Origin of the sequence: Mesorhizobium sp. M1050, assembly GCF_040318715.1 — a bacterium.
Lineage (GTDB): Bacteria > Pseudomonadota > Alphaproteobacteria > Rhizobiales > Rhizobiaceae > Mesorhizobium.
Map to the genome: position 1 here is coordinate 109,493 of NZ_JAMYMV010000002.1, position 24,109 is coordinate 133,601.

Annotated in this window: 22 protein-coding genes and 4 pseudogenes; 15 read left to right on the forward strand and 11 right to left on the reverse strand. The window is 57.9% G+C overall.

Translation table 11 applies throughout. The features are described 5' to 3' along the window. Window positions 1-167 precede the first annotated feature (167 nt). A complete protein-coding gene (locus NKH57_RS01805; RefSeq protein WP_352941176.1) occupies window positions 168-854 on the reverse strand; it encodes a GntR family transcriptional regulator in 687 nt (228 codons plus the stop codon). Window positions 855-1,063: 209 nt separating this feature from the next. Here NKH57_RS01805 and ocd point away from each other — a divergent pair, with 209 nt between their 5' ends. Together ocd and NKH57_RS01815 are read left to right on the forward strand one after the other, a co-directional pair. Continuing rightward, a complete protein-coding gene (gene ocd, locus NKH57_RS01810) occupies window positions 1,064-2,131 on the forward strand; it encodes an ornithine cyclodeaminase (RefSeq protein ID WP_352941179.1) in 1,068 nt (355 codons plus the stop codon). Then, the gene (locus NKH57_RS01815; protein WP_352941181.1) at window positions 2,131-3,327 is read left to right on the forward strand and encodes an amidohydrolase; all 1,197 of its coding nucleotides are present in this window, start codon (window positions 2,131-2,133) and stop codon (window positions 3,325-3,327) included. Before ocd ends, NKH57_RS01815 begins: the two co-directional genes overlap by 1 nt. 292 nt (window positions 3,328-3,619) lie before the next feature. On the opposite strand, the gene NKH57_RS01820 is transcribed toward NKH57_RS01815, so the two are convergent. Next, entirely contained in the window at window positions 3,620-4,267 is a 648-nt protein-coding gene (locus NKH57_RS01820; RefSeq protein WP_352941184.1) for an IS5 family transposase, read from the reverse strand. Between the two features lie 546 nt (window positions 4,268-4,813). Here NKH57_RS01820 and NKH57_RS01825 point away from each other — a divergent pair. Continuing rightward, window positions 4,814-5,602 (forward strand): methyltransferase, encoded by a 789-nt coding sequence (locus NKH57_RS01825; protein ID WP_352941186.1) that lies wholly within the window; start codon window positions 4,814-4,816, stop codon window positions 5,600-5,602. Between the two features lie 107 nt (window positions 5,603-5,709). Here NKH57_RS01825 and NKH57_RS01830 read toward each other — a convergent pair whose 3' ends face one another. The 5 genes and pseudogenes from NKH57_RS01830 to NKH57_RS01845 all read right to left on the reverse strand — a co-directional run bounded on the left by NKH57_RS01830 (window position 5,710) and on the right by NKH57_RS01845 (window position 10,848). Beyond that, the gene (locus tag NKH57_RS01830; RefSeq protein WP_352941189.1) at window positions 5,710-7,056 is read right to left on the reverse strand and encodes an IS5 family transposase; all 1,347 of its coding nucleotides are present in this window, start codon (window positions 7,054-7,056) and stop codon (window positions 5,710-5,712) included. A 471-nt stretch (window positions 7,057-7,527) separates the two neighbouring features. Beyond that, a pseudogene (locus NKH57_RS33830) lies at window positions 7,528-7,664 on the reverse strand (ISAzo13 family transposase); the annotation flags it as partial. 85 nt (window positions 7,665-7,749) lie between these two features. Next, window positions 7,750-8,781, reverse strand: coding sequence for a PLP-dependent cysteine synthase family protein (locus tag NKH57_RS01835; RefSeq protein WP_352941193.1), 1,032 nt, complete (start codon window positions 8,779-8,781; stop codon window positions 7,750-7,752). Continuing rightward, entirely contained in the window at window positions 8,778-10,136 is a 1,359-nt protein-coding gene (locus tag NKH57_RS01840; protein ID WP_352941196.1) for a type III PLP-dependent enzyme domain-containing protein, read from the reverse strand. The genes NKH57_RS01835 and NKH57_RS01840 overlap by 4 nt, the downstream gene beginning before the upstream one ends. 10 nt (window positions 10,137-10,146) lie before the next feature. Then, on the reverse strand, window positions 10,147-10,848 hold the full coding sequence (locus NKH57_RS01845) for a ParB N-terminal domain-containing protein (protein ID WP_352941199.1): 702 nt from the start codon (window positions 10,846-10,848) through the stop codon (window positions 10,147-10,149). A gap of 176 nt (window positions 10,849-11,024) precedes the next feature. Here NKH57_RS01845 and NKH57_RS01850 point away from each other — a divergent pair, with 176 nt between their 5' ends. Next, window positions 11,025-11,738: a transposase gene (locus tag NKH57_RS01850; protein WP_352941201.1), complete on the forward strand. Its 714-nt coding sequence runs from the start codon at window positions 11,025-11,027 to the stop codon at window positions 11,736-11,738. Between the two features lie 92 nt (window positions 11,739-11,830). Here the strand turns inward: NKH57_RS01850 and speB are convergent, their stop codons facing one another. Continuing rightward, the gene (gene speB, locus NKH57_RS01855; protein ID WP_352941203.1) at window positions 11,831-12,898 is read right to left on the reverse strand and encodes an agmatinase; all 1,068 of its coding nucleotides are present in this window, start codon (window positions 12,896-12,898) and stop codon (window positions 11,831-11,833) included. A gap of 981 nt (window positions 12,899-13,879) precedes the next feature. Then, a pseudogene (locus NKH57_RS01865) lies at window positions 13,880-14,006 on the reverse strand (IS6 family transposase); the annotation flags it as partial. 721 nt (window positions 14,007-14,727) lie between these two features. Here NKH57_RS01865 and NKH57_RS01870 point away from each other — a divergent pair. Beyond that, window positions 14,728-15,213, forward strand: coding sequence for a GNAT family N-acetyltransferase (locus NKH57_RS01870; RefSeq protein ID WP_352941339.1), 486 nt, complete (start codon window positions 14,728-14,730; stop codon window positions 15,211-15,213). Window positions 15,214-15,233: 20 nt separating this feature from the next. Here NKH57_RS01870 and NKH57_RS01875 read toward each other — a convergent pair whose 3' ends face one another. Continuing rightward, window positions 15,234-15,500 carry a hypothetical protein gene (locus NKH57_RS01875; RefSeq protein ID WP_352941205.1) on the reverse strand — a complete coding sequence of 89 codons (267 nt, stop codon included), beginning with the start codon at window positions 15,498-15,500 and terminating at the stop codon, window positions 15,234-15,236. Window positions 15,501-15,515: 15 nt separating this feature from the next. Here NKH57_RS01875 and NKH57_RS33835 point away from each other — a divergent pair. The 3 genes and pseudogenes from NKH57_RS33835 to NKH57_RS01885 form a co-directional block, all read left to right on the forward strand. Beyond that, window positions 15,516-15,692, forward strand: a pseudogene (locus NKH57_RS33835) (ABC transporter); the annotation flags it as partial. Between the two features lie 63 nt (window positions 15,693-15,755). Continuing rightward, window positions 15,756-16,677 (forward strand): annotated as a pseudogene (locus NKH57_RS01880) (IS630 family transposase). Window positions 16,678-16,831: 154 nt separating this feature from the next. After that, window positions 16,832-17,080 carry an ATP-binding cassette domain-containing protein gene (locus NKH57_RS01885; protein ID WP_352941342.1) on the forward strand — a complete coding sequence of 83 codons (249 nt, stop codon included), beginning with the start codon at window positions 16,832-16,834 and terminating at the stop codon, window positions 17,078-17,080. Between the two features lie 6 nt (window positions 17,081-17,086). Here the strand turns inward: NKH57_RS01885 and NKH57_RS01890 are convergent, their stop codons facing one another. Further along, window positions 17,087-17,257, reverse strand: a complete 171-nt coding sequence (locus tag NKH57_RS01890) for a hypothetical protein (RefSeq protein WP_352941208.1) — start codon at window positions 17,255-17,257, stop codon at window positions 17,087-17,089. A 409-nt stretch (window positions 17,258-17,666) separates the two neighbouring features. On the opposite strand from NKH57_RS01890, the gene NKH57_RS01895 reads away from it, so the two are divergent. The 7 genes from NKH57_RS01895 (at window position 17,667) to NKH57_RS01925 (ending at window position 24,108) form a co-directional block, all read left to right on the forward strand. Beyond that, window positions 17,667-17,759, forward strand: a complete 93-nt coding sequence (locus tag NKH57_RS01895; RefSeq protein ID WP_352941344.1) for a hypothetical protein — start codon at window positions 17,667-17,669, stop codon at window positions 17,757-17,759. 54 nt (window positions 17,760-17,813) lie between these two features. Then, window positions 17,814-18,083, forward strand: coding sequence for a transposase (locus NKH57_RS01900; RefSeq protein ID WP_352941210.1), 270 nt, complete (start codon window positions 17,814-17,816; stop codon window positions 18,081-18,083). A 504-nt stretch (window positions 18,084-18,587) separates the two neighbouring features. Continuing rightward, window positions 18,588-18,908 (forward strand): hypothetical protein, encoded by a 321-nt coding sequence (locus NKH57_RS01905; protein WP_352941212.1) that lies wholly within the window; start codon window positions 18,588-18,590, stop codon window positions 18,906-18,908. Between the two features lie 206 nt (window positions 18,909-19,114). Continuing rightward, window positions 19,115-20,875: a flavin-containing monooxygenase gene (locus NKH57_RS01910; protein WP_352941347.1), complete on the forward strand. Its 1,761-nt coding sequence runs from the start codon at window positions 19,115-19,117 to the stop codon at window positions 20,873-20,875. A 118-nt stretch (window positions 20,876-20,993) separates the two neighbouring features. Beyond that, window positions 20,994-21,434, forward strand: coding sequence for a nuclear transport factor 2 family protein (locus tag NKH57_RS01915; RefSeq protein ID WP_352941214.1), 441 nt, complete (start codon window positions 20,994-20,996; stop codon window positions 21,432-21,434). 112 nt (window positions 21,435-21,546) lie between these two features. After that, window positions 21,547-23,133 carry an ABC transporter substrate-binding protein gene (locus NKH57_RS01920; protein WP_352941216.1) on the forward strand — a complete coding sequence of 529 codons (1,587 nt, stop codon included), beginning with the start codon at window positions 21,547-21,549 and terminating at the stop codon, window positions 23,131-23,133. 15 nt (window positions 23,134-23,148) lie between these two features. Next, entirely contained in the window at window positions 23,149-24,108 is a 960-nt protein-coding gene (locus NKH57_RS01925) for an ABC transporter permease (protein WP_352941218.1), read from the forward strand. Window position 24,109 lies beyond the last annotated feature (1 nt).

Consider the following 24,109-nt stretch of genomic DNA (forward strand, 5'->3'; position numbering starts at 1 on the left):
CCGGCAAAACTGATTGAAACGCACCCATCTGCGGACGTACCGTTCGTTCAAGCGGACTTCCGAAATCCGCTTCGGAATGGTGTTCTGATCGAATCCATCTGGCTCCGACTTTTTCAACAGCCGCGCCGAACCTCAGACCAGAGCGTCGGCGGGTTGAGTTCACGCCGTTACTCGCGGCCCTGGCGCGGGCCGTCCACACGGGAAAAGCGCGGCGGTATGTCCCGCAGCCAGTACCGGCTGTCGGCTTGAATGATTTCGACTGCCTTCGCTTGGTCGCGTTCCGCCAGCGCCGCCCAGAATGAGCGTTGGGTTTCGATGACCCGCCTCATGCGCCCCGGCTTGTCGTCCGCCCGAACGAGTGCGCCGACGATGTAGAAGCGACGATAAAGCGACAATACATGTTCGGCTAGATAGCGGTTGTGGACATGCTTCACTATCCGCTCGCGGACTTGCAATAGGGTTTCCGAGTATTCCGGCACACTGCCGGTCTTGATGCTGTCAACGTCTAACAGGATCATGCGGCAAATTTCGACATTGGAATAGGTCATGAAATCGTTGGCCAGCGCCTGATGGACCCACAGGCTGACTTCGTATAGGTCCACGATCTCGGCTTCGGTGAAGTCGGCCACGCAAAAGCCCTTACGGGGGCGGCTGGTGATCAGGCCCAGCCCTTCCAACTCGCGGGCGGCTTCGCGTAAGGGACCGCGGCTCACCCCAAGTTGCTTGGCAAGGTGAACCTCGTTGAGCCGCGCACCCGGCTTCAAGGCGCCTTGGGTGATGAGCCTGATAAGTTCGTCGCGAACTACCTCGGAGAGGTTGGGAGACTTCATTTGATGGACGACGTCCTCGTACATCTACACCCCTCTGCTGGAACGGGTTGCCGGTTTGACTTCCCGATGATTGGGAGAGGTTTACACCCCCACCCTCAGTTTGTCAACTGTCAACAGTTTACAGGATGCCACGCTGCTGCTACTTCCCCTCACCCAGATCATCCGAGGCGAAACTGGTCGGCCTGACGTCGGTCCGTGAAGCGAGCGCCTGCCCGTCTAGAAGGAATATTGCCATGTCGCCTCCCAAGCCCGGGCCGATGAGCCTCGTGCCGTTCGTCAGCGTGGAGAACATGATGCGAATCGTCATCGAGCGGGGCGTCGAGCACATGCTGGTCGAACTTGCCGACTTCATCGAGGAGGATTTCCGCCGCTGGCCGCAGTTCGACAAGACCCCCCGGGTCGCCGCTCATTCGCCCGACGGCGTCATCGAACTGATGCCCACATCCGATGGCCGCAGCTATGGCTTCAAATATGTCAACGGCCATCCCAACAATGTCCGCTCGGGCCGCCAGACCGTGACGGCTTTCGGCGTGCTGTCGGACGTCGGTACCGGGTATCCGGTGCTCCTGACGGAGATGACGATCCTAACCGCTTTACGGACCGCGGCCACCTCGGCGCTGGTCGCCAAATACCTGACCCCAAAGGGGGCAAAGGTGATGGCGATGATCGGCAATGGCGCGCAATCGGAATTCCAGTGCCTCGCCTTCAAGGCGATCTGCGGCATCGAAACCGTCCGGCTCTACGATATCGAAGCGAAGGCCACTGAAAAGGCGGTCCGCAACTTGCAGGGCAAGGGACTGGACGTAGTCGCCTGCAAGGACGGCGAGGAGGCAATGGAGGGCGCGCATATCATCACCACCTGCACCGCAGACAAGCAGTTCGCGACCATTCTGACCGACAACATGGTAGGTCCCGGCGTCCATATCAACGCGATCGGCGGCGACTGCCCCGGTAAGACCGAACTGCACCGCGATATCCTTCTGCGTTCGGACATCTTCGTGGAATTTCCGTCGCAAACTCGAATAGAGGGTGAGATCCAGCAGCTTCCCGAAGACCATCCGGTGACGGAAATCTGGCAGGTCATGACCGGCGAGGCCGTCGGCCGGACCAGCGACAAACAAATCACCTTATTCGACTCGGTCGGATTTGCCACCGAGGATTTCAGCGCGCTGCGCTACCTTAAGACCTTGCTCAAGGAGCACCCGCGCCAGGATATGCTGGACATGCTCGCCGATCCGGACGATCCGCGCGATCTTTTCGGCATGATCGAACGTTACGGCAAGGCAGCGGAGGCGTTTTGATGAAAGTTGATCTCCCGAGCCTAACCAATGCGGATATTAAGAAACTAACCGAATGGCGCCGCAACCTCCACCGCCATCCGGAACTGTCTGGCGAGGAGGAGCGCACTGCCGCGACCGTCGCCGCGATGCTTCGCGAGACCGGCCCGAACAGTATCCTCACGAAGATTGGCGGCCACGGCGTGGCCGCGATCTATGACAGCGGCAAGCCCGGCCCGCGGGTGCTCCTGCGCTGCGAACTTGACGGCTTGCCGATCGAGGATATCGCCGACATTCCCTATCGCTCCACCGTGTCCGGCAAGGGGCATCAATGCGGTCATGACGGTCATATGGCGATGATCGCCGCGATGGCGCGCCTTCTCGGCCGGAAGCATCCGCAAAGAGGCGCGGTCATCCTAATGTTTCAGCCCGCCGAGGAAGATGGATCCGGCGCGCGCAAGGTGGTCGAGGATGCGGCTTTCGCCGAGCTCAAGCCGGATTTCGCCTTCGCGATCCACAACATGCCGGGTGTCCCGTTTGGCCAGGTCCGGATCGTTGACGGTCCTGTCTGCTGTGCATCGCGCGGGATCATGCTGAAGCTGACCGGCAGGACCGCCCATGCCTCGCAGCCGGAGACGGGTGTGTCGCCGATGCCGGCAATCTCGCGCCTAATGCCAGAGCTTTCGGCGATGAGCAGCCCGGGCGGCACCTCGACAAGCGATCCCGAGTTCACGCTGGTCACGATCACCCATACTGACATGGGTGCCCCCGCCTTCGGCGTGGCCCCCGGCGAGGCGAACCTCTTCGCCACCCTGCGCTCCCTAACGGACGAGGGCATGACGGCGCTGATCGAAAAGGTTGAGGCGCTCGCCCGAAAGGTTGCGCAGGAGAACGAACTCAAGCTCGAAATCCGCTATACTGACGTTTTCGTGACCTGCCGCAACGACACCGTCGCCACCTCGATTGTTTGCGATGCGCTCGACCGGATCGGCGTCGCTCACGGTCCGGGAACGCTTCCTTTGCGCGGTTCGGAGGATTTCGGATATTTCGGTCGCGGTGCGAAGATCGCGTTAATGATGCTCGGCTCGGGCGAGGACCTGCCTGCCCTGCACAATCCGGATTACGACTTCCCTGACGACCTCATTCCGATCGGCGCGCGAATATATGCGTCAATTGTAGGCGTTGCACGGATCTGGAGCGTGGCGGATCTCGATCTTTGATGACGCGGGCTACGCTTCCTTTGCCTTCCGGCGAACGGATTGCGGGGCGTGCACAGGCAAGCATGCGGTTGAGGATGGCGCAGCCGATGGCAGACTTCCGTCTGCTGAGCGTGAAACGACCGAGCCCGCAGCCGTGGTCCGATGATCGATTTGTATCGCCCGCTGGCGATCTCGACCCGCGCGCGCCTGCCGCGGCCGGTGGAAGCTTGGCATTTCATTCGCCCGTCTCTGCTGATTGCGGCTATGCCGGTCCCTTGGGTCGGGAGGTCTATCGTCGGTTGGTTCGACCGCGTTAGCGCGAGGCGGAGTGACGACAGTCGCCCCCCGCGCTGTGATCGATGACTGCGGCGTAGGCGGGCGGTCTATTATAGGCACCGTCGGCAGTGAACCGTCCGATCGGACCCGGACCAATCTGGTCGAGCAGGGGCTCAACTTGACAGACATCGCCAGTGTGCTGATCCGTCATGGTATGGGCAATGATCTCGCCGCTATCGGCATGCAGTGCCAGATGCAGCTTTCGCCAACCACGGCGGGATCTGGCGCCATGCTTCTCCTCCAGCCACTGGCCCGCGCCGTAAACCTGAAAACCAGTGCTGTCCACCAGAACATGCAACGGTCCGGCAGGTGGAACCTGATTTTCGGGCCGCTTTCCGGCAGATCGCCATGTCTGCGCCCGACGGCTCAGGTGGTATGATCGGGCACAGCGAATGCCAGCCCCATCAATTGCAGTACAGAACAAGTCTCTGCTTGGGCTCAGCCGCAGGCCAAACAACAGGTACAGCGTCAAGGCGGTCTTGATCGCCAGATCGGAATAGCGGTGCTGGCCGCCCCGGGTCTTGCGTCCTGGTACTTGCCATCCGCACAGGGCATCCGGTGTCAGCCACAAGGCCAGGCTGCCACGCCGACGAAGTCCCGCCTCATACTCCGGCCACTTCGCCACCCTGAGTCTTATCTTCTCGATACCATGACGGCGGGCGCTATTGTGTTTGAAAGGAATGACTAAACGATAAGGGCTGTTGACGTTCCGTCCTGCCTAACTCAGACCGCTAAACGATCCGTGCCAACGCCCTGCCGCGCTGATTTCGGCGGACCCTAGTCACGGCTTCCGCTCCACCAGGGCCTGGAGGCGGCGGCGGTGAATTTCGAATGCGGAGCGTTGTAAGTCGGAAGCACTGGATCATGCGCTCGCAGCGGCACATGCGAATTCTCCGCCCGGTTATTCAATCCCTTGTGCGAACGGTGTACGAGCACGATGCCGCGTTCCGGAAGCAATTTTTGTCCGATGTCAGACGAAGGCGGCTATGCGAAATAGTGGTCTCAAAGCCAACACATTGTATCAAAGAATTTTTTCGTTTGGCACGATACATGCTTGTTATGAGCGCCGGTGGTCTTCTGATAGGTCTTTGGCGATGGCAATCGCTAACGCAAAATTCCACCTTCCCTAACTTCTTGTCCCTACGCTTTTCTCTAACTGAGGAACAACGAAATGAGCGCAAATATAAAAGGTGGTGCTATCCCACAAGAGCGCAATAAACGAGAGATGGCATTGATTATACTGAAAAAGTATATGGTTTCTGATCCGGAAATTGAAGAAATACTTAGGCTGGCAGGCGGAGACGACGCAAGACTATATCGCTTGGCCACCAGAAAACGATTTGGAGAGCCGAACGCATACCTGCGCGGGCATGCTAGTTTCTTTGGCCGCGAATTCCGTCTGGATCGCCGTTGCTATATCCCAGATGATTACGCCCTTGAGCTAGCTGAGCGTGTCCTCCGCGATGCCCCTTCCGGCGGGCGAATTCTGGAGGTCGGAACTGGCTGCGGATGGCTCGCGATTTCGCTAAAGTGCGAAAGGCCGGACCTTGAAATTGCGGCGTGCGACATAGATCCCAACGCGTTGTGTCTTGCTAGGACAAACGCCAAGCGGCACGGCGTTGACATCACCTTTTATGAAAGCTTCTTCGTTGACGACGTGACCATCCCCGAACCTGACTGTATTGTGGCCAACGTTCCCTATGGCGGCGATGCCGATTACTCCGCGTGTGAGCTCGAGGAGAGGCCACAGATGCCGCCAATAGCGATTTGCGACTCCGAGGACGTTGTTGGCCCACTCGTGAGTTTGGTGGCCTCCATCCAGAATCGACGATGGCGCTCACCAACTTATCTGGAGACCGGCTATCTGGATCAATCGCGACTGGATCCTGTGCTCTCGACCTGCCGTCGCTACGAGCACGTCCGCAACGGTGACTTCGGCTACCTCGTGATTGAGCCATAAGGACGTGGCCCGGCAACGGGCATTGACCATCTAACCCGCTTGATGCACGGAGATTTTGGCGGCCTGAAGCGGCGATCTGGTTGCGTCGACCGTGAACAATCCAGCCCCTAAGCGGCGACCGGCTTGGGCCGGAGTTGGAAGAGAGCGATCAAGAGCGACAAAAAACCCTTCAGCCACCTGAGCAGGAGGGAGAAGTTGTAGCCGGCGGCGGCCAGGATGGCGTTGACGGCGTCGCCCTGCTGGCCGGCGAGGTAGTTGCGGCCCATGCGGTGCTCGGCCTTGATGTGGCCGATCACCGGCTCGACCGCCGACCGCCGCCGCATCTGGCTTTTGATTGCCGGGGTGACGCGGCGTTTCTGGCCGCTGGTGAAGACCCTGAACCTGTGGTTTTGCGGTGCGTTGTGGCCGCGATAGCCGGCGTCGGCGAGGATGCGGCCGATCTCGTTGCCGATGGTCTCTTCGATATCGGGGATGACGCTTGCCAGCGTGTGGCCGTCGTAGGGATTGCCGGGCAGTGCTTTTGCATGCAGGGCGAATTGGCCACCCTTGGAGCGCTTCAGCGTGGTGGCCACCGAGACCTTGACGCCGAACTCGTAGGGCATGTGCGCCTTGCCCTTGCCGATGCATTCCACCTCGTGCGCGTGCAGGCTGTAGATCTTGCGGCCGCGCTGGCGCTGACGCCGTTCGAGAACGGTGGCGGCCTGGTAGAGCGGCCATTTGAAGAGCGCGTCCAGCCCCGCATCGCCGGCAATCTGGCGGGCGATGTCGCGAATGGTCCGGCCGAGATAGGTCTTGAGCCTGCGCAGCGCCTTGTTGGCCCGCTTGAACTGCTTGGCGTGGGCATAGCGCTGGTGCTTGATCAGCGCCAGCTTGCCGACCCGCACATAGCTGTGGCGCAAATTGAGCCCCGTCTTCCTGGCCAGCCGCACCAGCCGTTTACGCGCCCGGTGAATGAGCTTGGCGTCGGTCGGGAACATCACGTTCTTCGGCTGCACGGTGGTGTCGACGATCACCTGGCGCGTGTCGGACGGCTTCATCGCCCCGGTCTTGACCGCGAGGCTGAGGCTTTCCTGCAACAGCGCCACGATCCGCTCCTCGCCCATGCGGCCGCGCCAGCGCGTCATCGACGAGCGATCGAACGGCAGCGCGTGGCAGAAGAATTCCTCGCCGCAAAGGTACTGGAAGTAGGGGTTCTCCACCCAGCGCTCGCACAGCACCTCATCCGACACGTTGAAAGTGTGTTTGAGGATCGCAAGCCCCGCCATCAGCCGGGTCGGCAAGGGCGGCATTCCGGGGCCGTCCGAATAGACGGCGCCGAAACGCTCCTCCAGCACCGGCCAGTCGATCGCCTGCGCCAGCCGCACCAGCTCGTGCTTCATATTGATGATCTGATCGAGCCTGGAGCGGAACAGATCCTGCTTTCCCGTCTCCCGCTTCTCGCGTGGCCTGGACATTCGCCGTCCCCTCGATTCGCCGCCGCCAAACCAAGTGAATCACGCGCCGCAGCACAAGGGAATCGCAAAACGAATTGCAGGAAAACAGCCCCCATAAACCGCTAATCCTGCAATCCGAAAGCCGCTATCCGCCTCAATCAACATGCTAGATCAACAGCTTGCGGATAGTTCACGGTCGACGGTTGCCTTTGCGGTGCGTTTTTACAATGTTCCTCAGGTGCCGCGCGTCAGGGGGCATCTGTGATCTTCATCTCCGACCTCCGTCACAGCCAACACGTCGAGGGACTTCGACAGCAGCGTGCCTACCAGGCAACAGCTTGCTTCGGTTTGGCGCTGGTGGGGTCTTGGGCACGAAGAGAGCAGTTGGCGGTGACGAGTTTGGCGCTGTTTCATGCCTGTCTCCTCCTTCGCGACGGGAATCGTCGCGCAGCAAGCTTAGACCGGGCATCAAGCTCCAGACGAAGGTCTCGCAGATGTGCAGGACACGGCAGCGATCCCACGCCAACCCGCGGTGAGCGCTTCCGCAGCCGCAAAACGACGACGATCGCGCTCGTCCAGCACCGGGGAACCGCCTCATAACTCAGTTTTATCGCGGCGACATCGATCATCCAAATCTCTACAAAGCAACGCAATATTTGGGAATCCCCAAGATGGGCTTCTCGATTCAGAAATTCATCGACGCTTCCTAAACATTCAGCGGCCAAGTGGGTCTGGAGCCATTAGCAGCTGCGGCACAGCCGGTGCTTTCGCGAAAAGGTCGGCAAACTGCGCCTCAACGTCAATTATGTGAATATCCTGAGTCGACAGCCAGTCCCGATTAAAGATTGTGTCCAGGTACTTTGTCCCGCTGTCGCATGCCAGGGTGACGATGCGCGATCCAACCGGCGCTTCACGGGCCACGCCAAGCGCCTCGTAGATCGCACCGCCAGTCGAGCCGCCGACCAGCAATCCATGCCGCCGCGCCAAGTAGTGGCAAATCGAAAAAGCCTCGTCGTCGGCCACTTTTCGGCCCCAATCTATCACGTCGTAATCGATCACAATGCCCACATTGGCCCCTTCGGGCGTACCAGTACCCGATTGACGGTAGTACCCTCCCTGACCGCCAAAGATGATACTTCCGACAGGTTCCACACCAATCACTTTGACCTCGGGGATATGTAGCCTCAGTTGACGGGCGGTCCCGCAAAGTGATCCGCCGGTACCGATGGCCGACACAAAATGCGTGATTGTCGGGCCGAGATCATCTAGCAATTCAGCCGCTAGCCCAATGTAGCCGGCGGCGTTGGCGGGGTTGTTGTGCTGTTCGGTCCAGTAAGCATCCTCTTCGATGGCAATCCGCCTGGCTTCCTCGTCACGCTGGTCTGTGGCTAACGCGCCATCGTCATTGCCAAGGATTTGGACATTGCTGCCGAATGCACGAACAGTAAGGATCTTGTCGAGGCTTGCATGGGAGTCCATGAGGGCAGTGAATTCGAGTCTGCGCACGGCGGAGATCATAGCCAACGCACTGGCCGTATTCCCTGACGAGGATTCGACCATACTGATAGCAGGCTCATTTTGCGTGATAGGCAGGTTGTCGACCATGCTCAACGCCATGCGGTCCTTCATCGAGCCAGTAGGATTGAACATTTCCAGCTTGACATAAAGGTTGACCTCACCGCCTCGCAAAGGAAGTCGCAGCAAGGGCGTCCGTCCAATCGTTTCAAGAACGCTATCGACGATCATTGGGCGGTTCTTCCTTGCGAAGGGGTTTCGTCGGCCAAGATCTTCCATCCGGACGATCGCCGGACGGCGGCAATCTTTCTAGGTAAGGGAATTTGGTGGAATGAACTCTCATTCGAATCCATTTGGTAACCGGCGGTGTTTGTGAAGACGACGAGATCACCAGGGCAAACGCCACCCTCGACTGCAAGGGCGCGCCATCGAATGACATCGGATTCGAGACAGCTGCGTCCGAGCAGAAAATAGCGCGCATTGTGTCGCGGCGCTGGACGTTTTTCTCGCGACAGAATCGCCGGAGGAGGCACGAAATCGGCGCCAAACCAAGTCTCAGAAAGTGAAAAGGACATACCATCGAGGACCACCGCGAATCGACCGTCTCCAAGGTCCTTGACGTCAATCACATTGAAAGCGCTGATCCCACACTGGTCGAGAAGCGAGCGACCAGGCTGCAGTATGATCGGCAGCCGGTGACGCTCCAAGAAGCCTTGGTCTGCCGGCTCCGCTAGGGCGATCTGGATCACTGCGGCTGCGTGACGCACCCCGGCAAGCTCCGGAGCATAAGGATAGCTGCCAGGTTTTGCCATGCTGGCCCAATGGGCGCCTCGACTATATGCGGCCGGATCGAACCTCTGAAGGTACCGCATGGGATATCCACCGCCGATGTCGATGCCGCCGGGGGGCAGGCCATGGGCGCAGAGACGCCGTAGAAAAGCGATGGAGGAGCGCAACTGTTCTGCGCGAGTTTGAACTTTGTAGTCGTTGATATGAAAGGACACACCAATCCGCTCTACTTTGGCCTTTTCAAGTAGCGGCAGGCAGGCCACGAACTGACCTTCGGTCATTCCAAAGCGCGAGCCGGGCTCGCTTATGGGACGGGCCCGAAGGAACAGACGGCGGACACTTCCTACCGTGTCGGCCAGTGCAAGAATGCGTTTCAGCTCTTCGATGCAGTCGACGTGGATAGCTAGCCCATTGCGTATGCACAGACTGATTTCGTAATCGGACTTCGCCGGACCTGTCATCGAGATGCGCTCCACTGGAACTAGGTTCATGAAGGCCGAAGTCATTTCGTGGGCCGAAGAAACATCAGCACCAGCGCCAGCCAGAGCGAATGCGCGCAGGAGCGACGCGGACTTACAGGCCTTCAACGCGAACTGGACCTGACAATCGCGATAGACTGCCTGCAACTCGTTCCGCCATTGGAGGTAATTTCGGTTGGCTTGGTCTGGAAATACCACATGCAACGGCGATCCGAATCCGTCGACCCAAGCGGCCAGTTCGGATCGGCTGTTGAGCAAATCGAGCGTCCACTCGCTGAGTAGCGGCTCCGGTTCGTCGCCAGAGTATTCCTGGATCATTGATCGTCCCTCATCTCAGGTCGTCGAGATCGACGGAGCAGCTTGGCAGCGCAACCTGTAACTTGTGTCGGGTCGTTTTATAGCTCAACAGGTCGCCGGAAAGGCCGGCTTGGATGATCCGATCCACAGCAACGGGCCCGGGCTCGGACCAGTAGGTCACATGCAAGTTTGGATCATCATAGGAAAGCAAGACGCATGGAACAGACGATAAACCGAGCTCCGTGGCACAGAAATAGCGATGATGACCATCCATGATCATCGAATGGCGGTGTTCGACCAGCATCGGCCGGGTCCACAGTTCCTTTTTGGCGATCATCTTGGCCAGCGTTCGAGCGCGTTCAAAGTTGATTTTCTCGGTCGGTCGCAGCTGACTTACTGGCAGTTTGACGACGGTGTAATTCGAGATTTGTTTTACGGGCGACAAAGGCTTTCTCCTCACTCGTGACGCCTTTTCTGGTAACTCCGCATATATTGTGCCAAGTGAAAAAACGTTGAAAAACAATTCGTTGGATCTAAAGACGGCGATGTGTATATCTGGCATTGTCGGACTGCGGACAACGCGAAGCGCGGTTGGATGACATGTGAAAGAGAATGAGCGTAAGCGCTCTTTTCCATGCGCGTTGACGCGTTCGGCGAGTTGACGGTTCTGCGCCTGCAGCGCAGCAATGCGCGCCATCAACTCTTCAACAGTCGGTTCGCCGGGTCGATTCATCTGATTCTTGAATCGAAAGCATGCCGCCGCGTCAACCGCTCAATTCGAGAGCCTTCAACCGGCAACCTGATATTGCCGCACCGGATGGCGCACCATTGCATCGATGTCGATGCCGTCGAGAATCCAGTGCAATTGCTCGGTCGAAAGCGTAACCACCGCTGCTTCCCGGCGCGCATGTGCGAACGACCACGGCGCCGGTCGCCGACGACCAGGCCACAGAACCCGTTCACGAAGCCCTGCAACAACAGGGTATTTTGCCATCTCAGCACTTCGTCGATACAGGCTATCTCAGCGCTGGAATTCTTGTTGAGACCCGACAACGCTTTGGAGTCGATCTGATTGGGCCTGTTCGTCGCGACATGCGCTGGCAAGCCCAGGCGGGCAAGGGCTTCACTGCCGACGCCTTTCAAATCAATTGGGATGAACGCCGCGTCACCTGTCCGCGGGGGGCGTACAGTTCCAGTTGGACTGCAGCTACCGACAATGGTGCAACCTCGGTATTCAAGATCAAGTTCTCCCGCAAAGACTGCGGTGCTTGCTCCGATCGCGTTGATTGCGCAGGGGCACATGCAAATCGGCGCAGCATGACGCTGCGCATGCAAGATCAACACGAAGCGCTGAAGGACGGGCGCCAACGACAGCAGACAGCCGAATTCGCAAGACTATATGCCTGCCGAGCTGGGATCGAAGCGACAATATCGTACGCGGTGCGCGCCTTCGGCATGCGCCACGCCCGCTACATCGGTCAAGCCAAAGCCCACCTTCAGCATCTTGCCACAGCCGCGGCCATGAATCTCATGCGTTTGGCGCGCTGGATCACCGAAGACCCCGTCGCACGGACAAGGACATCGCGCTTCACACGTCTCATGGCTCAAGCAGCCCCGGCGTGACTTCGCCAACAGTATCAAATATGCGGAAGAACCCCAGATCGCCGCGCCATATGCGTCCGTCAGACGGGCGAATTCCCCGTTCATCTGGCGGCTCAATTGCCCTTCGTCAGCGCGGGTATAGCGGGGCTGAAAACCATTAGGCTCAGTATCTCGAATAGCATCTGGGCGCCGGCATGGGCTGTGTTGGCGGTGGCGTCATATTGCGGAGCGACCTCGACCACATCGCCACCAACCACGTTCATGCCCTTCATGCCACGCACGATCGCCTGCGCCTCGCGCGTGGAGAGACCACCGATCTCGGGCGTCCCGGTGCCGGGCGCGAAAGCAGGGTCGAGACCGTCTATATCGAAGGAGAGATAGGCCGGGCCGTCGCCGACAACCACCCTCGCCTTCTCGATCACACCATCGATTCCCATTTTCGCGATATCCTCGGCATGAATGACGGTCATGCCGGAATTGTATGAGAATTCCCACAGATATTCCGAGGAGCCCCGAATGCCGATCTGGATCGTGCGCGTGGGATCGAGCACGCCATCGAGGACAGCGTTAAGGAAAGGGCCTCCATGATGGAATTTCGTCTGGTCGAATAGCCCGCCCGTGTCGCAATGCGCATCGATATGTATCAGCCCGACGGGCCTCTCCTTGCCGATCACACGCAAAATCGGATGGGTGATGGAATGGTCGCCGCCGACGGAAAGCGGGATAACTCCGGCCGCGACGATCTGGCCGATCCGCCTCTCGATGTCCTCGTGGCTTTGCTCAAGCCGGTACCGGCTGGCAAAGGCAACATCACCAATGTCGGCCACCTTTAGGTCGAAGACAGGCGCACAGTCGAGCACGTGATTGTAAGGCCCGATCCGTTCGATGGACCGCAGTGCCCGCGGCCCGAAACGTGAACCCGGCCGGTTGGAGGCACCCAGATCCATCGGCAAACCGATCATCGCCACCTGCAGGTCGCGGAAATCGGGGCGCTCTTGGTCCACCGGCAGGTAGGGCGCCGCCAGAAAAGTCGAGATGCCGGCATAGGGCGCGGCACAGCGGCCTCCCTCGAAGAATATCCGGTCCGCCACCTTGCGGAAGCGCGGATCGATCATCTCGCCGCCATGTCCGGAGCCGTAGCGCGCGCGAAGCCTTTCCAGTTCTTTTTCATTCCACGCCATAGGAAGCCCTTCCATTGTTGCGGGCAGTGAATTACGACTGCGAGGCAGGGATCAAATCCTGCGGAGCAAGGACCAGAGCAACGAATCCAGCTTAACTTGATGCTGTCGACCCACCAACCTGTATCGCGGCTTCGTTGCGGCCATCGGCAGTCCTGCCGCGCTACTGGCTGGGCCTGCACCTCTCCCGCTCGCCGGAGGGTATGAGGACGAAGCGCCCACTCTCGCTTGTGGGGAGGGTCGCGAACGAAGTGAGCGAGCGGGGGCAACCGCCTTAAACTTTTTCACCACTCGCGCTTTCGCAGCTACCTCGCCATCGAGGCTCCCAACGGATGTGTGCGCTTCTGTTTTCCTGGTCTTGTAAAGGCTCGCGGAGCCGAAACGGTATAGCTTCCGTTGCGGGCCTATTTTCGGAGGTGGTGGACTTGCTGATGCCCCCTTCCCGTAGAAGACGATCTGACGCGGACCTAACACATTGCTTTCCTTCCTTCGTTCCATCCATTGCCTTTACCGACATGAACGTCGGGTCGGCAGCTCCCGCCGCTTCGCACCGAAGCGCCTCAAAACTCGTGCCAATTTAGCTGATCGAGCCCAACAGAAATTTTGTGATTGGTTTTCACCTATTTAGCCCGAGGCAAAACAAGAATTGTCTAAACAAGCGTGTGTTGCGGACCTGACAAAACCGATAGAGGTGTCGGATGGGGTCTTCAGATTGCTCTGCTCTGTCTGCATCAACGTATCCGGTCTCGGGGTCATGCGCGCGCTGGTTTCAATAGCGCGTCGGCGCCGGCAAAGGGCGCATCCGCCGCACCATGATCGTCGCCTTGGCGCGCAAACTGATAGTGGCCTTGTGGCAGTATCTGACGCAGGAGCTATGTCACGGTAACGGGTTGCGAGGAGACATTGCGATAGACGCAGCTGGAAGAACACCTCTCCGATCAGCTACAAGCGCAATCGTTTCCCACCGCAGGTCATCCGATGGGGAATGGCTGCCTCGTCCAGATGCCACACGTCGTCATGGCTGGGCTGCTTGCGTTGGAAGCGACGGGCATAGTCCGGGCCGAACTTCTTTGCCCAACGGGGGATCGTTTTCGTAGGAGGTGACAATGCCGTCATGGTATCGAGAAGATGAAATTCAGGGTGGCGAAGTGGCCGGAGTATAAGGCGGGACTTCGTCGGCGTGGCAGTCTGACTTTGTGGCCGACACGCCGCAGGTCGTATCGAGTTTTTATCCAGACAAGGTTACGCCGCTGAGATGGCCTTCGCTACCCGTTGCACCGTTACACGTTGTCCGACTTCCGACGATGCCGGACATGCGACATCGCTACATTAGAGGCATCATGTTGTTGTGAAATGATTTTCTGCGTTGGCACGGTACATGCACCGTTCTCCGCAAACGAATCACACGGATTGAGAGAGGCTTTGTCGCAAATTGAATGGCAATGTCTACCCGACATAGGTGCTCCTCGTTTTCAGACGGCGCTGTCAAGGCGCCCTTTGCGCGACACCCCCGCCGCTGTTGTGCATGCGGATATCGCATTTCTGGCAAACGCGCGATCAGGAATTGTTGGACGTTTACAGCCATTCGGAAAAGGGTCGGACAATGCTTTTCAAGCGAGGCAACGATGTCAGCCAGGTCGTCGATCGCGCCAGGAGTTCTTATGTCGCGTTGACAGCCACTCTGACGTGATCGCATGCGCGTTTGCCCTCATCGAGCAATATGGCCCGCTCCTTTGGTCCTCGGGCCGAACCGCAGCTGAATTTGGGTGTTGCTAGCATATCAGTACAATTAGATGGTGTTTCATATGAATCTGGAAACAGAACGTTTATTTATGCGCCCCATACGTCCTTGTGACGCCGATGCTCTGCACCGTCTATACTGTGATCCGCTAGTAGTAAAATTGACGACGGAGGGAATTCCGCCGACGCGGGAAATGTCCGATGCGTGGCTCTCCCTCTATATTAATGAGTGGAAGACCCACGGGTTTGGATTCTGGATGGTCTATCAACGCGAAAGCAATGGCGACTTGCGCTTCGTGGGGTTGTCTGGATTGCGCCCCTTCAATGACAACGACATCGCAATTGGATGCTACTTATTCGGAGACCGGTCCGGTCAACGGATTGCGGCGGAAAGCCTTAAACCAGTGATCGAATTCGCCTTCGAAACCCGACCTATCAATCGGTTGGTCTCTATCATACGTCCGACGAATATAAGATCTCACAAAATGACAACCGGACTGGGCTTTTCCTGCCTTGGGCCGGTTGTCGTTGACGGAACGGACTATCAGCTCTATCAAATGTGCCGTCCGCCTCAATAACGTCTCGGCAGACGGGTTTGTTACAAAGAGCTTGCATGGTCGATGAAGATCAGTTCCTCCTCGACCCTCAGCCGGTTGATTGATGTCCGCCGTTTCACCGGCGCTGACAGTCCGGCCTGCGCGCGGACGCGTTTGACGACCGCCTTGCTTTGCAGGTAGTCGATCCCTTCTCGGATCAGGATTGCTACGATGGCGTTTGAGGCCGCCGGATCGAGGTCACGTCGGTTTACCGGACGTTTTTCGGATTGCTGACTGATAGTCTTTGAGAGTGTTTCCGGCATGGCCAAAGAGGACAAACGGGCATCCGAGACACCGATGTGGCGGCGCTCTCCACCACCCTCGACCTTGCCGTCGTCGCTCAGGTTTCCGACGAGATCATAGTGCTACGCCATGGCCGGCTCGTCGAATGGGGCGGCACAAGGCATATCATCAAAGACCCATGCCAAGAGTATACTAGAGCACGTCCTGTGATCGATGAATCGATTGTGATGTGACGGCTGCGTTTTGTGCTGATTCAACATCCACCTCGATGGAGGTGGACGATGGGAAGAGCATTGAGCGGGGATCTTCGGTCGCGGGTCTTGAAGGCTTCGGACGAGGGCATGTCGGCGCGGCAAGCGGCGGCGCGGTTCGGCGTGGGAGTGTCCAGCGCGATCCGCTGGATTGCGCGGGCGAAGATCGGCGAACTGGCGCCACGCCCGCAGGGCCGCCGCCGCGCCTCCGGCCTCGATGCGCATGAAGCCTTCATCGTCGGGCTGATCGAGGAGCGCAAGGACATCACGCTGAACGAGATGGTGGAGCGGCTCGTCGCCGAGCAGTCGATGCGGATCAGCCGCAGCGCCTTGAGCGCCTGGCTTCGCGGCCATGGCTGGACATTCAAAAAAAGTCCGCGCACGCACTGGAGCAGGATCGCCCCGATGTCCTGAAGCGGCACCGGGACTGGTTCGATGGCCAGCTCGATCTCGATCCGGCGAAGCTCGTGTTCATCGATGAGACCGGCCTCTCCACAAAGATGGCCCGCCTGCGTGGAAGAGCGCCGCGCGGCGAGCGCTGCCGGGCCGGCGTGCCGCATGGCCACTGGAAGACCACGACCTTCACCGGAGCGCTGCGGCTGACGGGCATGACTGCGCCCTTCGTCTACGACGGCGCCATGAACGGCAACGTGTTCCTGGCCTATGTCGAGCAGGTGCTGGTCCCGACGTCATGGACAACCTGCCCGCCCACAAGGCCGCCGGCGTGCGCGACGCGATTGAGGCCGCAGGCGCGAGCCTGCTCTACCTGCCGCCCTACAGTCCCGACTTCAATCCGATTGAGAACGCCTTCGCCAAACTCAAGGCGCTGCTGCGAGCAAAGGCCGAGAGAACCATCAAGGCTCTGTGGGACGCGGTCGGCGCGGTCGTCGACCTCTTCACCCCAGCCGAATGTGCCAACTACTTCAAAGCCGCAGGATATGAACCGGAATAAACAGGACGTGCTCTAGGGCCTTGGTCTCGGTGCATGAGATCGAACATGCCGAGCAGAAATCCGGCACCGCGCCGTTCCTGTCGGTGAAGAACGTCACCGCCGCCTATGGCCGCAGCCGAAGGAGGATCTGCGCCAGTTGCAGATGATCTACCAGATGGCCGATGTGCCGACGAACCCACGCCAGACGGTCGGCACCATTAGGGCGGCCTCTGGAATTCTATTTCGGCATGCGCGGCAGGGAGCGCGACGTCCGCGTCGCCGAACTGCTCGACAAGATCGAAATGGGGAAGGGCTTCATCGACCGCTATCCGGCCGAAGGGCCGAACTGTCCGGCGGCCAGAAGCAGCGCGTCTGCATTGCCCGCTCGCTCGCCGCCAAGCCCAAGCTGATCATCTGCGACTAGGTGACCTCAGCGCTCGATCCGCTGGTGGCGCACGGCATATTGAAGTTGCTGCTCGATCTGCAGCTGGAGGAAAACGTCGCCTTCCTGTTCATCACCCACGACCTCGCCACGGTGAAGTCGATCGCCGATTCGATCGCGGTGATGTACCGCGGCGAGGTGGTTCGCTATGGCTGCCAAGCGCCCAGGTGCTGGCGCCGCCGTTTGATAACTACACGGACCTGCTGCTGTCGTCGGTGCCGAAGATGGAACTCGGGTGGCTGGAGAAGGCCATTGTCGGCACGAAAATGTGGAGCGCGGGAATTAGGGTAAAATCTTGAGTTATGAGACCTGCTCGCGGGGGTCTGGACTGGTGTGTTATGTGTGATTCTCTCAATCAGTACAATGGATTGAGGGATGCGATGATGCGATGTCACGTCGGCGCATTGGTCAGGAAAAGTTTGGTTTTGCCGTTGATCGCTGCCAGCATTCTTCTTTGGATGAGCTTGCCAGACTAATTGACTGAGTGCCGATCGATCAGGCCCTTTGTGTGATTTCCTACTCTTCGAAGGGCGAGCCTGCCTAGCCGCCAGAGGCCTTGTTCAAGGCGATGCTGCTGTCGATCTGGTACGACTTGTCCGACGTCAAGCTTGCCGAGGTGTTGGACGACAGAGGATCGTTCCGACGGTTCCGCGGGTTTTAGGCTCAAGAGCCGACACCTGAGCGAACGGCTTTCGTGCGTTTTCGAAAAGCCCTTGTGGCCCATGGTCTGGACAAGACGCTGTTCGACGAGATCTCCGGCCAGCTTAAGGCCAAAACGATTCGGGTGAAGACCGGTGCGCTTGTCGATGCGACGATCATCGCCTCGGCCAGTGACGATGACGAAGAGGACCATTGGGTCAAGCATAAGGGCCGACCGGCGGTTCATGGCTTCAAGGCCCATGTCGGTGCCGACGCCGATAAAGGTCTGGTCGAGGAGATCGCCGTCGCACCCGCCAACATCAACGACTCCCGATGCTCTGCCTGACAATCCCGGCCAAGGCGCAAGCTCCGCAAACCAGCTATGCCACCGCAGTTTTTCAATCGCCCTCTTCAGGAACGGTTAGCGCAGGAGCGCGGATTGCAAGCGGATTTTTGCCCGCAGTGAATGGCAGTGCATCAAATCAAGTTCGACGCGCGGAGGCTGGCTCTTTGCTTATGCGCTGGCGCCAGCCACTTCGTTAAAGACCTCTCCTGTTTTGAGCATGCTGTGCGTGATGACCGCAAGCTTCGCCCGACCGCCACTGCGGCGCGCTTGAAGCCCATCGCTCACGCAGTTTAAGCCCCCAGCTTGACGAGCAGGGCGCGCTTCACGGACCGGCGTCTGACAGACCATTTTTTGCTCAGGTAATCTGGACGAGGGAAGTCGCAGCAGCGCCTTGTAAACTGTTAACAGTTGACAAACTCGGATGAGGGTGTAAACGTGCGTCCAATCGATGGGGACCGGCAACCCGTTGCAGCAGACGGTGCAGATGTACGAGGACGTCGTCCAGTGAAGTCTCCCAATCTCTCCGAGGTGGTTCGCTACGAACTTATCAGGCTCGTCACCCCGGGCGTCCTGAAGCCGGGCGCGGAAACCCACAACGGTTATCTAGCTGATTATGTATTGTCGCTTTTTCGCTGCTTCTACATCGTCGGCGCGCGCCCGTTCGGGCAGACGACCGCAGGGCGCATGAAGCGGGTCATCGAAACGCAACGCTTATTCTTGGGAGCGCTGGCAGAACGCTACCAAGCGAAGGCAGTCGAAAAGGTCGCGAGTAACCGGCGTGAATTCAACCCGTCAACCTCTGGTCTGAGGTCGAGCTCCCGTTGAAATGAGACGGAGCCAGATGGATTCGACCAGAACACCATTCCGAAGCGGGTTTCGGGAATACGCTTGAGCGAACGGCACGCTCACGAAGTTCACGTCCATGCGACGATGTACAAATGCCTTTCGAAACTGGCTGTCAAAACCGAATGGGAATTTAGACATTGAGCGACGTTACCTCAGAATTCAAGAGCTCCTCCGGCGAGGGCTATATCAGCAATGAGGCCAATCAGATCGAGGAATGGCTCGTAGCCTTCGAAGCGGCTGTCAATGCGGGTCGGGTCGAGGCAGTTGTATCGATGTTTTCGGCGGGCGAGTGTTTTTGGCGGGACCTAGTCGCCTTCACTTGGACGATAGCGACGATGGACGGTCCCGGTGCCATTGCGAGTATGCTGCATGAACAGCTCGGCCAACTCGGCCGCATCTGCATACTGCACGACAGCGAGCAAGTTGTAGGGAATCGGGTTGAGGGCTGGTTCAATTTTGAGACAGCGACAGCTCGGGGTAAAGGCCATATCCGGCTTCGTGATGGGAAATGCTGGACGCTGCTTACTTCGATTACAGAACTAAAGGGGTTCGAGGAGCGGGCGGGACAGCGGCGTCCGTTGGGTGTTGAGCATAAGGTGAGTAGGGAAAGACTGACCTGGCTCGAGGAGCGTGAGCGGGAAGAACAAACACTCGGTGCCGAAATCCAGCCCTACTGCCTCGTGATAGGCGCCGGACAGGGAGGGTTGGCTTTAGGGGCCAGGCTCAAAATGCTCAATGTCCCCACTTTGATTGTCGACGCTCTGCCGCGACCAGGAGATGCCTGGCGTCGACGCTATAAGTCTCTCTATCTGCATGATCCGGTCTGGTCAAACCATTTGCCCTACATACCGTTTCCCGACCACTGGCCTGTTTTCATGTCGAAAGACAAGATTGCCGACTGGCTTGAGATGTATGCGAAGGCGATGGAGCTAAACATATGGTGTTCGGCTAACGTCCGCAGCGCGCACTTTGACGATAGAAACAACGAGTGGGTTGTCAATGTCGAGCGCGAAAGCGGGACGGTGGTTTTGAGACCAAAACAACTCGTTATTGCCACCGGCCTCTCAGGAAAGCCTAAAATTCCGGCGCTGCCGGGGGCTGAATCTTTCGGGGGCGTACAATATCATTCGAGCGAACATCGAGAAAGCGAAAGCCTGGCCGGCAAGCGCGTTATCGTGCTGGGCTCGAACAACTCTGCTCACGACATATGCGCCGATCTCTGGACGGTGGACGCCGATGTGACCATGATCCAGCGTTCATCGACCACAGTTGTGAAGGCGGATGCGACCCCCCCCGATGACGCCAGCACTGAGAGGCGTGACCTACTCTCGGCTTCGATGCCCTACCGGGTTAGAGAACGGTACCAAAGACAAGACTGCGACGAAATTCAACGAGGAAACGCGACGTTTTACGCGCAATTACGGGCAGCCGGGTTTCTTCTCGATTTTGGCGAGGACGGCACTGGTCAGGTTGCTAAATATTATCGACGGGCATCAGGTTACTACCTCGATGTCGGCGCGTCAGACCTGATCATCAGCGGACAGATCAAGGTCAGGAGCGCGACGACTATCGAGGAAATCAGGCAGAAATCCGTGGTCCTCAGCGATGGCTCTGAGCTTGATGCTGACGCCATAATCTACGCCACAGGCTTTGAACCAATGGAAAGCTGGATTGGTGCGCTCATCTCAAAGGATTGCGAGCAGCGAGTAGGACGTTGCTGGGGGCTGGGATCCGATACTGCCATGGACCCGGGTCCGTGGGAAGGCGAGTTGCGGAACATGTGGAAACCTACAGCTCAGGAGGGCCTTTGGTTCCAGGGAGGAGCCTTATTCCAGGCTCGCTTTCACTCGTTACATCTTGCTCTTCAGATAAAGGCGAGGTTCGAGAAACTTCCGGTGTCAGTTCACCAGCCAAGGCCGATCAACAGATCCCCTGGAACGCAATAGCGAACTCTCAAGTGCCAACCGTCCGCTGCCTATAATTGTGGCGTAGCCGTAGAGTCGCGGACGCACACGGTAAACCGTACTGGTCCTAATATATTTGTTTCAAAAGGGAGATGCTCCGGTGTCAGAAGCAGAAAATAAAGCCTTAGCATTGAGGTACTTTAGCGGGGAGAAAGAACTCGTTGACGACGACTGCCGGTTTTTTCTGTCAGGTGACATGCCATGCTCCGGGTGGATGACAAAAGAAGAGAAGGATGTCGTTAGCAAATCGATCATGGAGCCAGTCGGCCCGTGGACATCGACAATTGGCGACATGGTTGCCGAAGGCGACCGTGTCTGGGCCGAGTGGGAAAGCAATTCTGGTCTCACAAACGGAAATACATACAACAATTTCTACGTTTATATGTTCAAGTTTCGCAACAGAAAAATTATAGAGTTTAAGATCTTCATCGACTCATTACATATGTTTCGAGTTTTGGATGCTCCAGAGATACGTGGAGAGCCTGGCGACCGCCAGAGCCCAATAACGAAAATAACCGAGAGGTTTGTATTTTCGGGTTAACAAAGCGTCTTCGGTGAAGATCAGACCAGTCCGTCTGCAAGGCCAGTAGTAAATTTGAAGAAGCGGCGAGCGCTCCAAACAAAGCCAGATCGGCTAAACAAGGGGAACTACAATGAATGATGAATTGAACGGCATGAGCAAATACGTAGCATTGGGGAAGTTGAGCAGGCGCGACTTCTTGGGCCGCGCGTCGGCTCTTGGCGTCGGGGTCGCGTTTGCAAACGGCCTGATTGCAACAGCTAGCCGCGCTGCAGGACCGCTTAAGGGTGGCACACTCAAGGCTGGTATGCAGGGCGGTAGCTCTACTGACAGTCTTGATCCCGCAACTTGGGAAAGTCAGGTGCCGATTATGCTGGGTTATCAGATCGGCGAAGGATTAGTTAGCTTTTCCCCAAGCTTGGAGATCGTGCCGCGCATTGCCGAGGAGATCGGTTCCTCGAAGGACGCCAAGACCTGGACTTTCAAGATCCGCAAGGGCGTGACCTTCCACAACGGCAAGAGTGTTACGCCAGAGGATGTGGTGGCGACGCTAGAACGCCACTCTGACGAGAAGTCACAATCGGGCGCGTTAGGTGTGATGACCGGCATAGAAAAGATTAAGGTCGACGGCGGCAACGTGGTTATCAGTCTTAAGGACGCAAATGTCGACTTTGCCTACCTGATGGGTGATTATCATCTGATGATCCAGCCGAACGGGGGTAAGGATAATCCCTCGGAAGGAATTTTTTGCGGACCCTACAAAGTTGTAGCAAACTCGCCGGGCGTTCGCCATGTGTTAGAGAAATACGACGGCTACTGGAACTCCGATATTGGCCACGCCTCGACGGTGGAAATCATCGTCATCAATGATGCAACCGCCCGCGTGTCGGCGCTCCAGAGCGGCCAAGTCAACATGATCAATCGCGTTGAGCCTAAGATCGTTGGCCTGATCAAGCGCGTCTCTGGTGTGACAGTCCGCAGCGGGTCGGGCCGCGGCTTCTATCCTTTCAACATGTTCTGTAACACCGCGCCCTTCAACAGCAACGATCTTCGCCTAGCGCTGAAATATGCGATGAACCGCAAGGAAATGGTAGACCAGATACTGATGGGCTACGGTTCGATTGGTAACGATATTCCGATCAATAAGGCTTATCCGCTTTTCCCCGATGATCTGGAGCAACGCCCCTTTGATCCCGAAAAGGCGGCCTTCCACTACAAGAAGTCCGGCCATTCTGGTTCGATCCTGCTTAGAACCTCTGACGTTGCCTTCCCCGGTGCTGTTGATGCGGCTCAGCTCTATCAGCAGTCCTGCGCCCAAGCCGGCATCACTCTCGATATCAAGCGCGAGCCAGGCGACGGCTACTGGTCGGAAGTTTGGAATAAGCAGCCCTTCTCGACCTCTTACTGGGGCGGCCGTCCAACGCAAGACCAGATGTATACCGCGGCTTACTATTCCAAGGCCGAGTGGAACGACACGCGCTTCTTCAACGAGAAGTTCGACCAACTGCTGGTGGCCGCTCGCTCCGAATTCGACATCGTTAAGCGCAAGGGCATGTATCGAGATATGGCGACGATCCTGCAGGCCGAAGGCGGCCTGATCGCGCCGATGTTCAACGACTATATCGATGCTACCGGCCCCGGTGTCGAAGGCTGGGTTGAAGATCCGAGCTACGAACTGTCGGGCGGCTACGCCCTGCAGCGTTGCTGGCTTGCAGCGTGAACCAAGCGATCGGACATGTCGTCTCCCATCACGAAACTCATTGCCCAGCGCGTCGCGCTGGGTATCATTCTCTTATTCGCCGTATCGGTCCTGATCTTCGCTGGAACTCAGATTTTGCCCGGCGACGTCGCGCAATCAATTCTTGGGCAAGCGGCAACGCCGGTGGCACTCGCAAACCTGCGCCAAGAGATGGGGCTGAACGACCCTGCCTATATCAGGTATTTCCGCTGGCTGTTCGACATCCTCCAGGGGGACCTCGGTAAGTCGTTGACCACCCAGCTGGATATTGCGACCTCCATCAGGGAGCGGCTTTGGAACACATTGTTCCTGGCTTTCTGGGCGGCTATTGTCGCTATTCCACTGGCGATCATCCTCGGGCTCACGGCTGTGCGCTATCGCAACGGTCCGATAGACAAGCTGATCACCGGCGTGGCTTTGGCGTCGACTTCGGTTCCGGAATTCTTTATCGGCTACCTTCTGGTCTATTTCCTCGCCGTCAAATTCCAGTTATTTCCTGGTATTTCGACCGTTTATGATGGCATGCAGTTTCCCGAGAAGATGAAGGCAATCGCGCTTCCGTCAACAGCCCTGACACTCGGAGTGTTGGCGCATATGATGCGCATGACACGTGCTGCGATCCTCAATGTGATGCAATCGGCCTATATCGAAACTGCGGAACTCAAGGGTCTCACGGCGTTTGAAATAATCTGGAAACATGCTTTCCCGAATGCGATCGCACCGATCATCAATGTGGTGATGCTCAACTTAGCCTATCTCGTGGTCGGCGTCGTCGTGGTCGAAGTGATCTTCGTCTATCCTGGCATGGGCCAGTATCTCGTCGACCATGTCGCCAAGCGCGACGTGCCCGTAGTGCAGGCCGTCGGCCTCATTTTTGCGGCTGTCTATATCTTTCTCAATGTCGCGGCCGACGTGGCGTCCATTCTCGCCAATCCGCGTCTGCGACATCCGAAGTGAG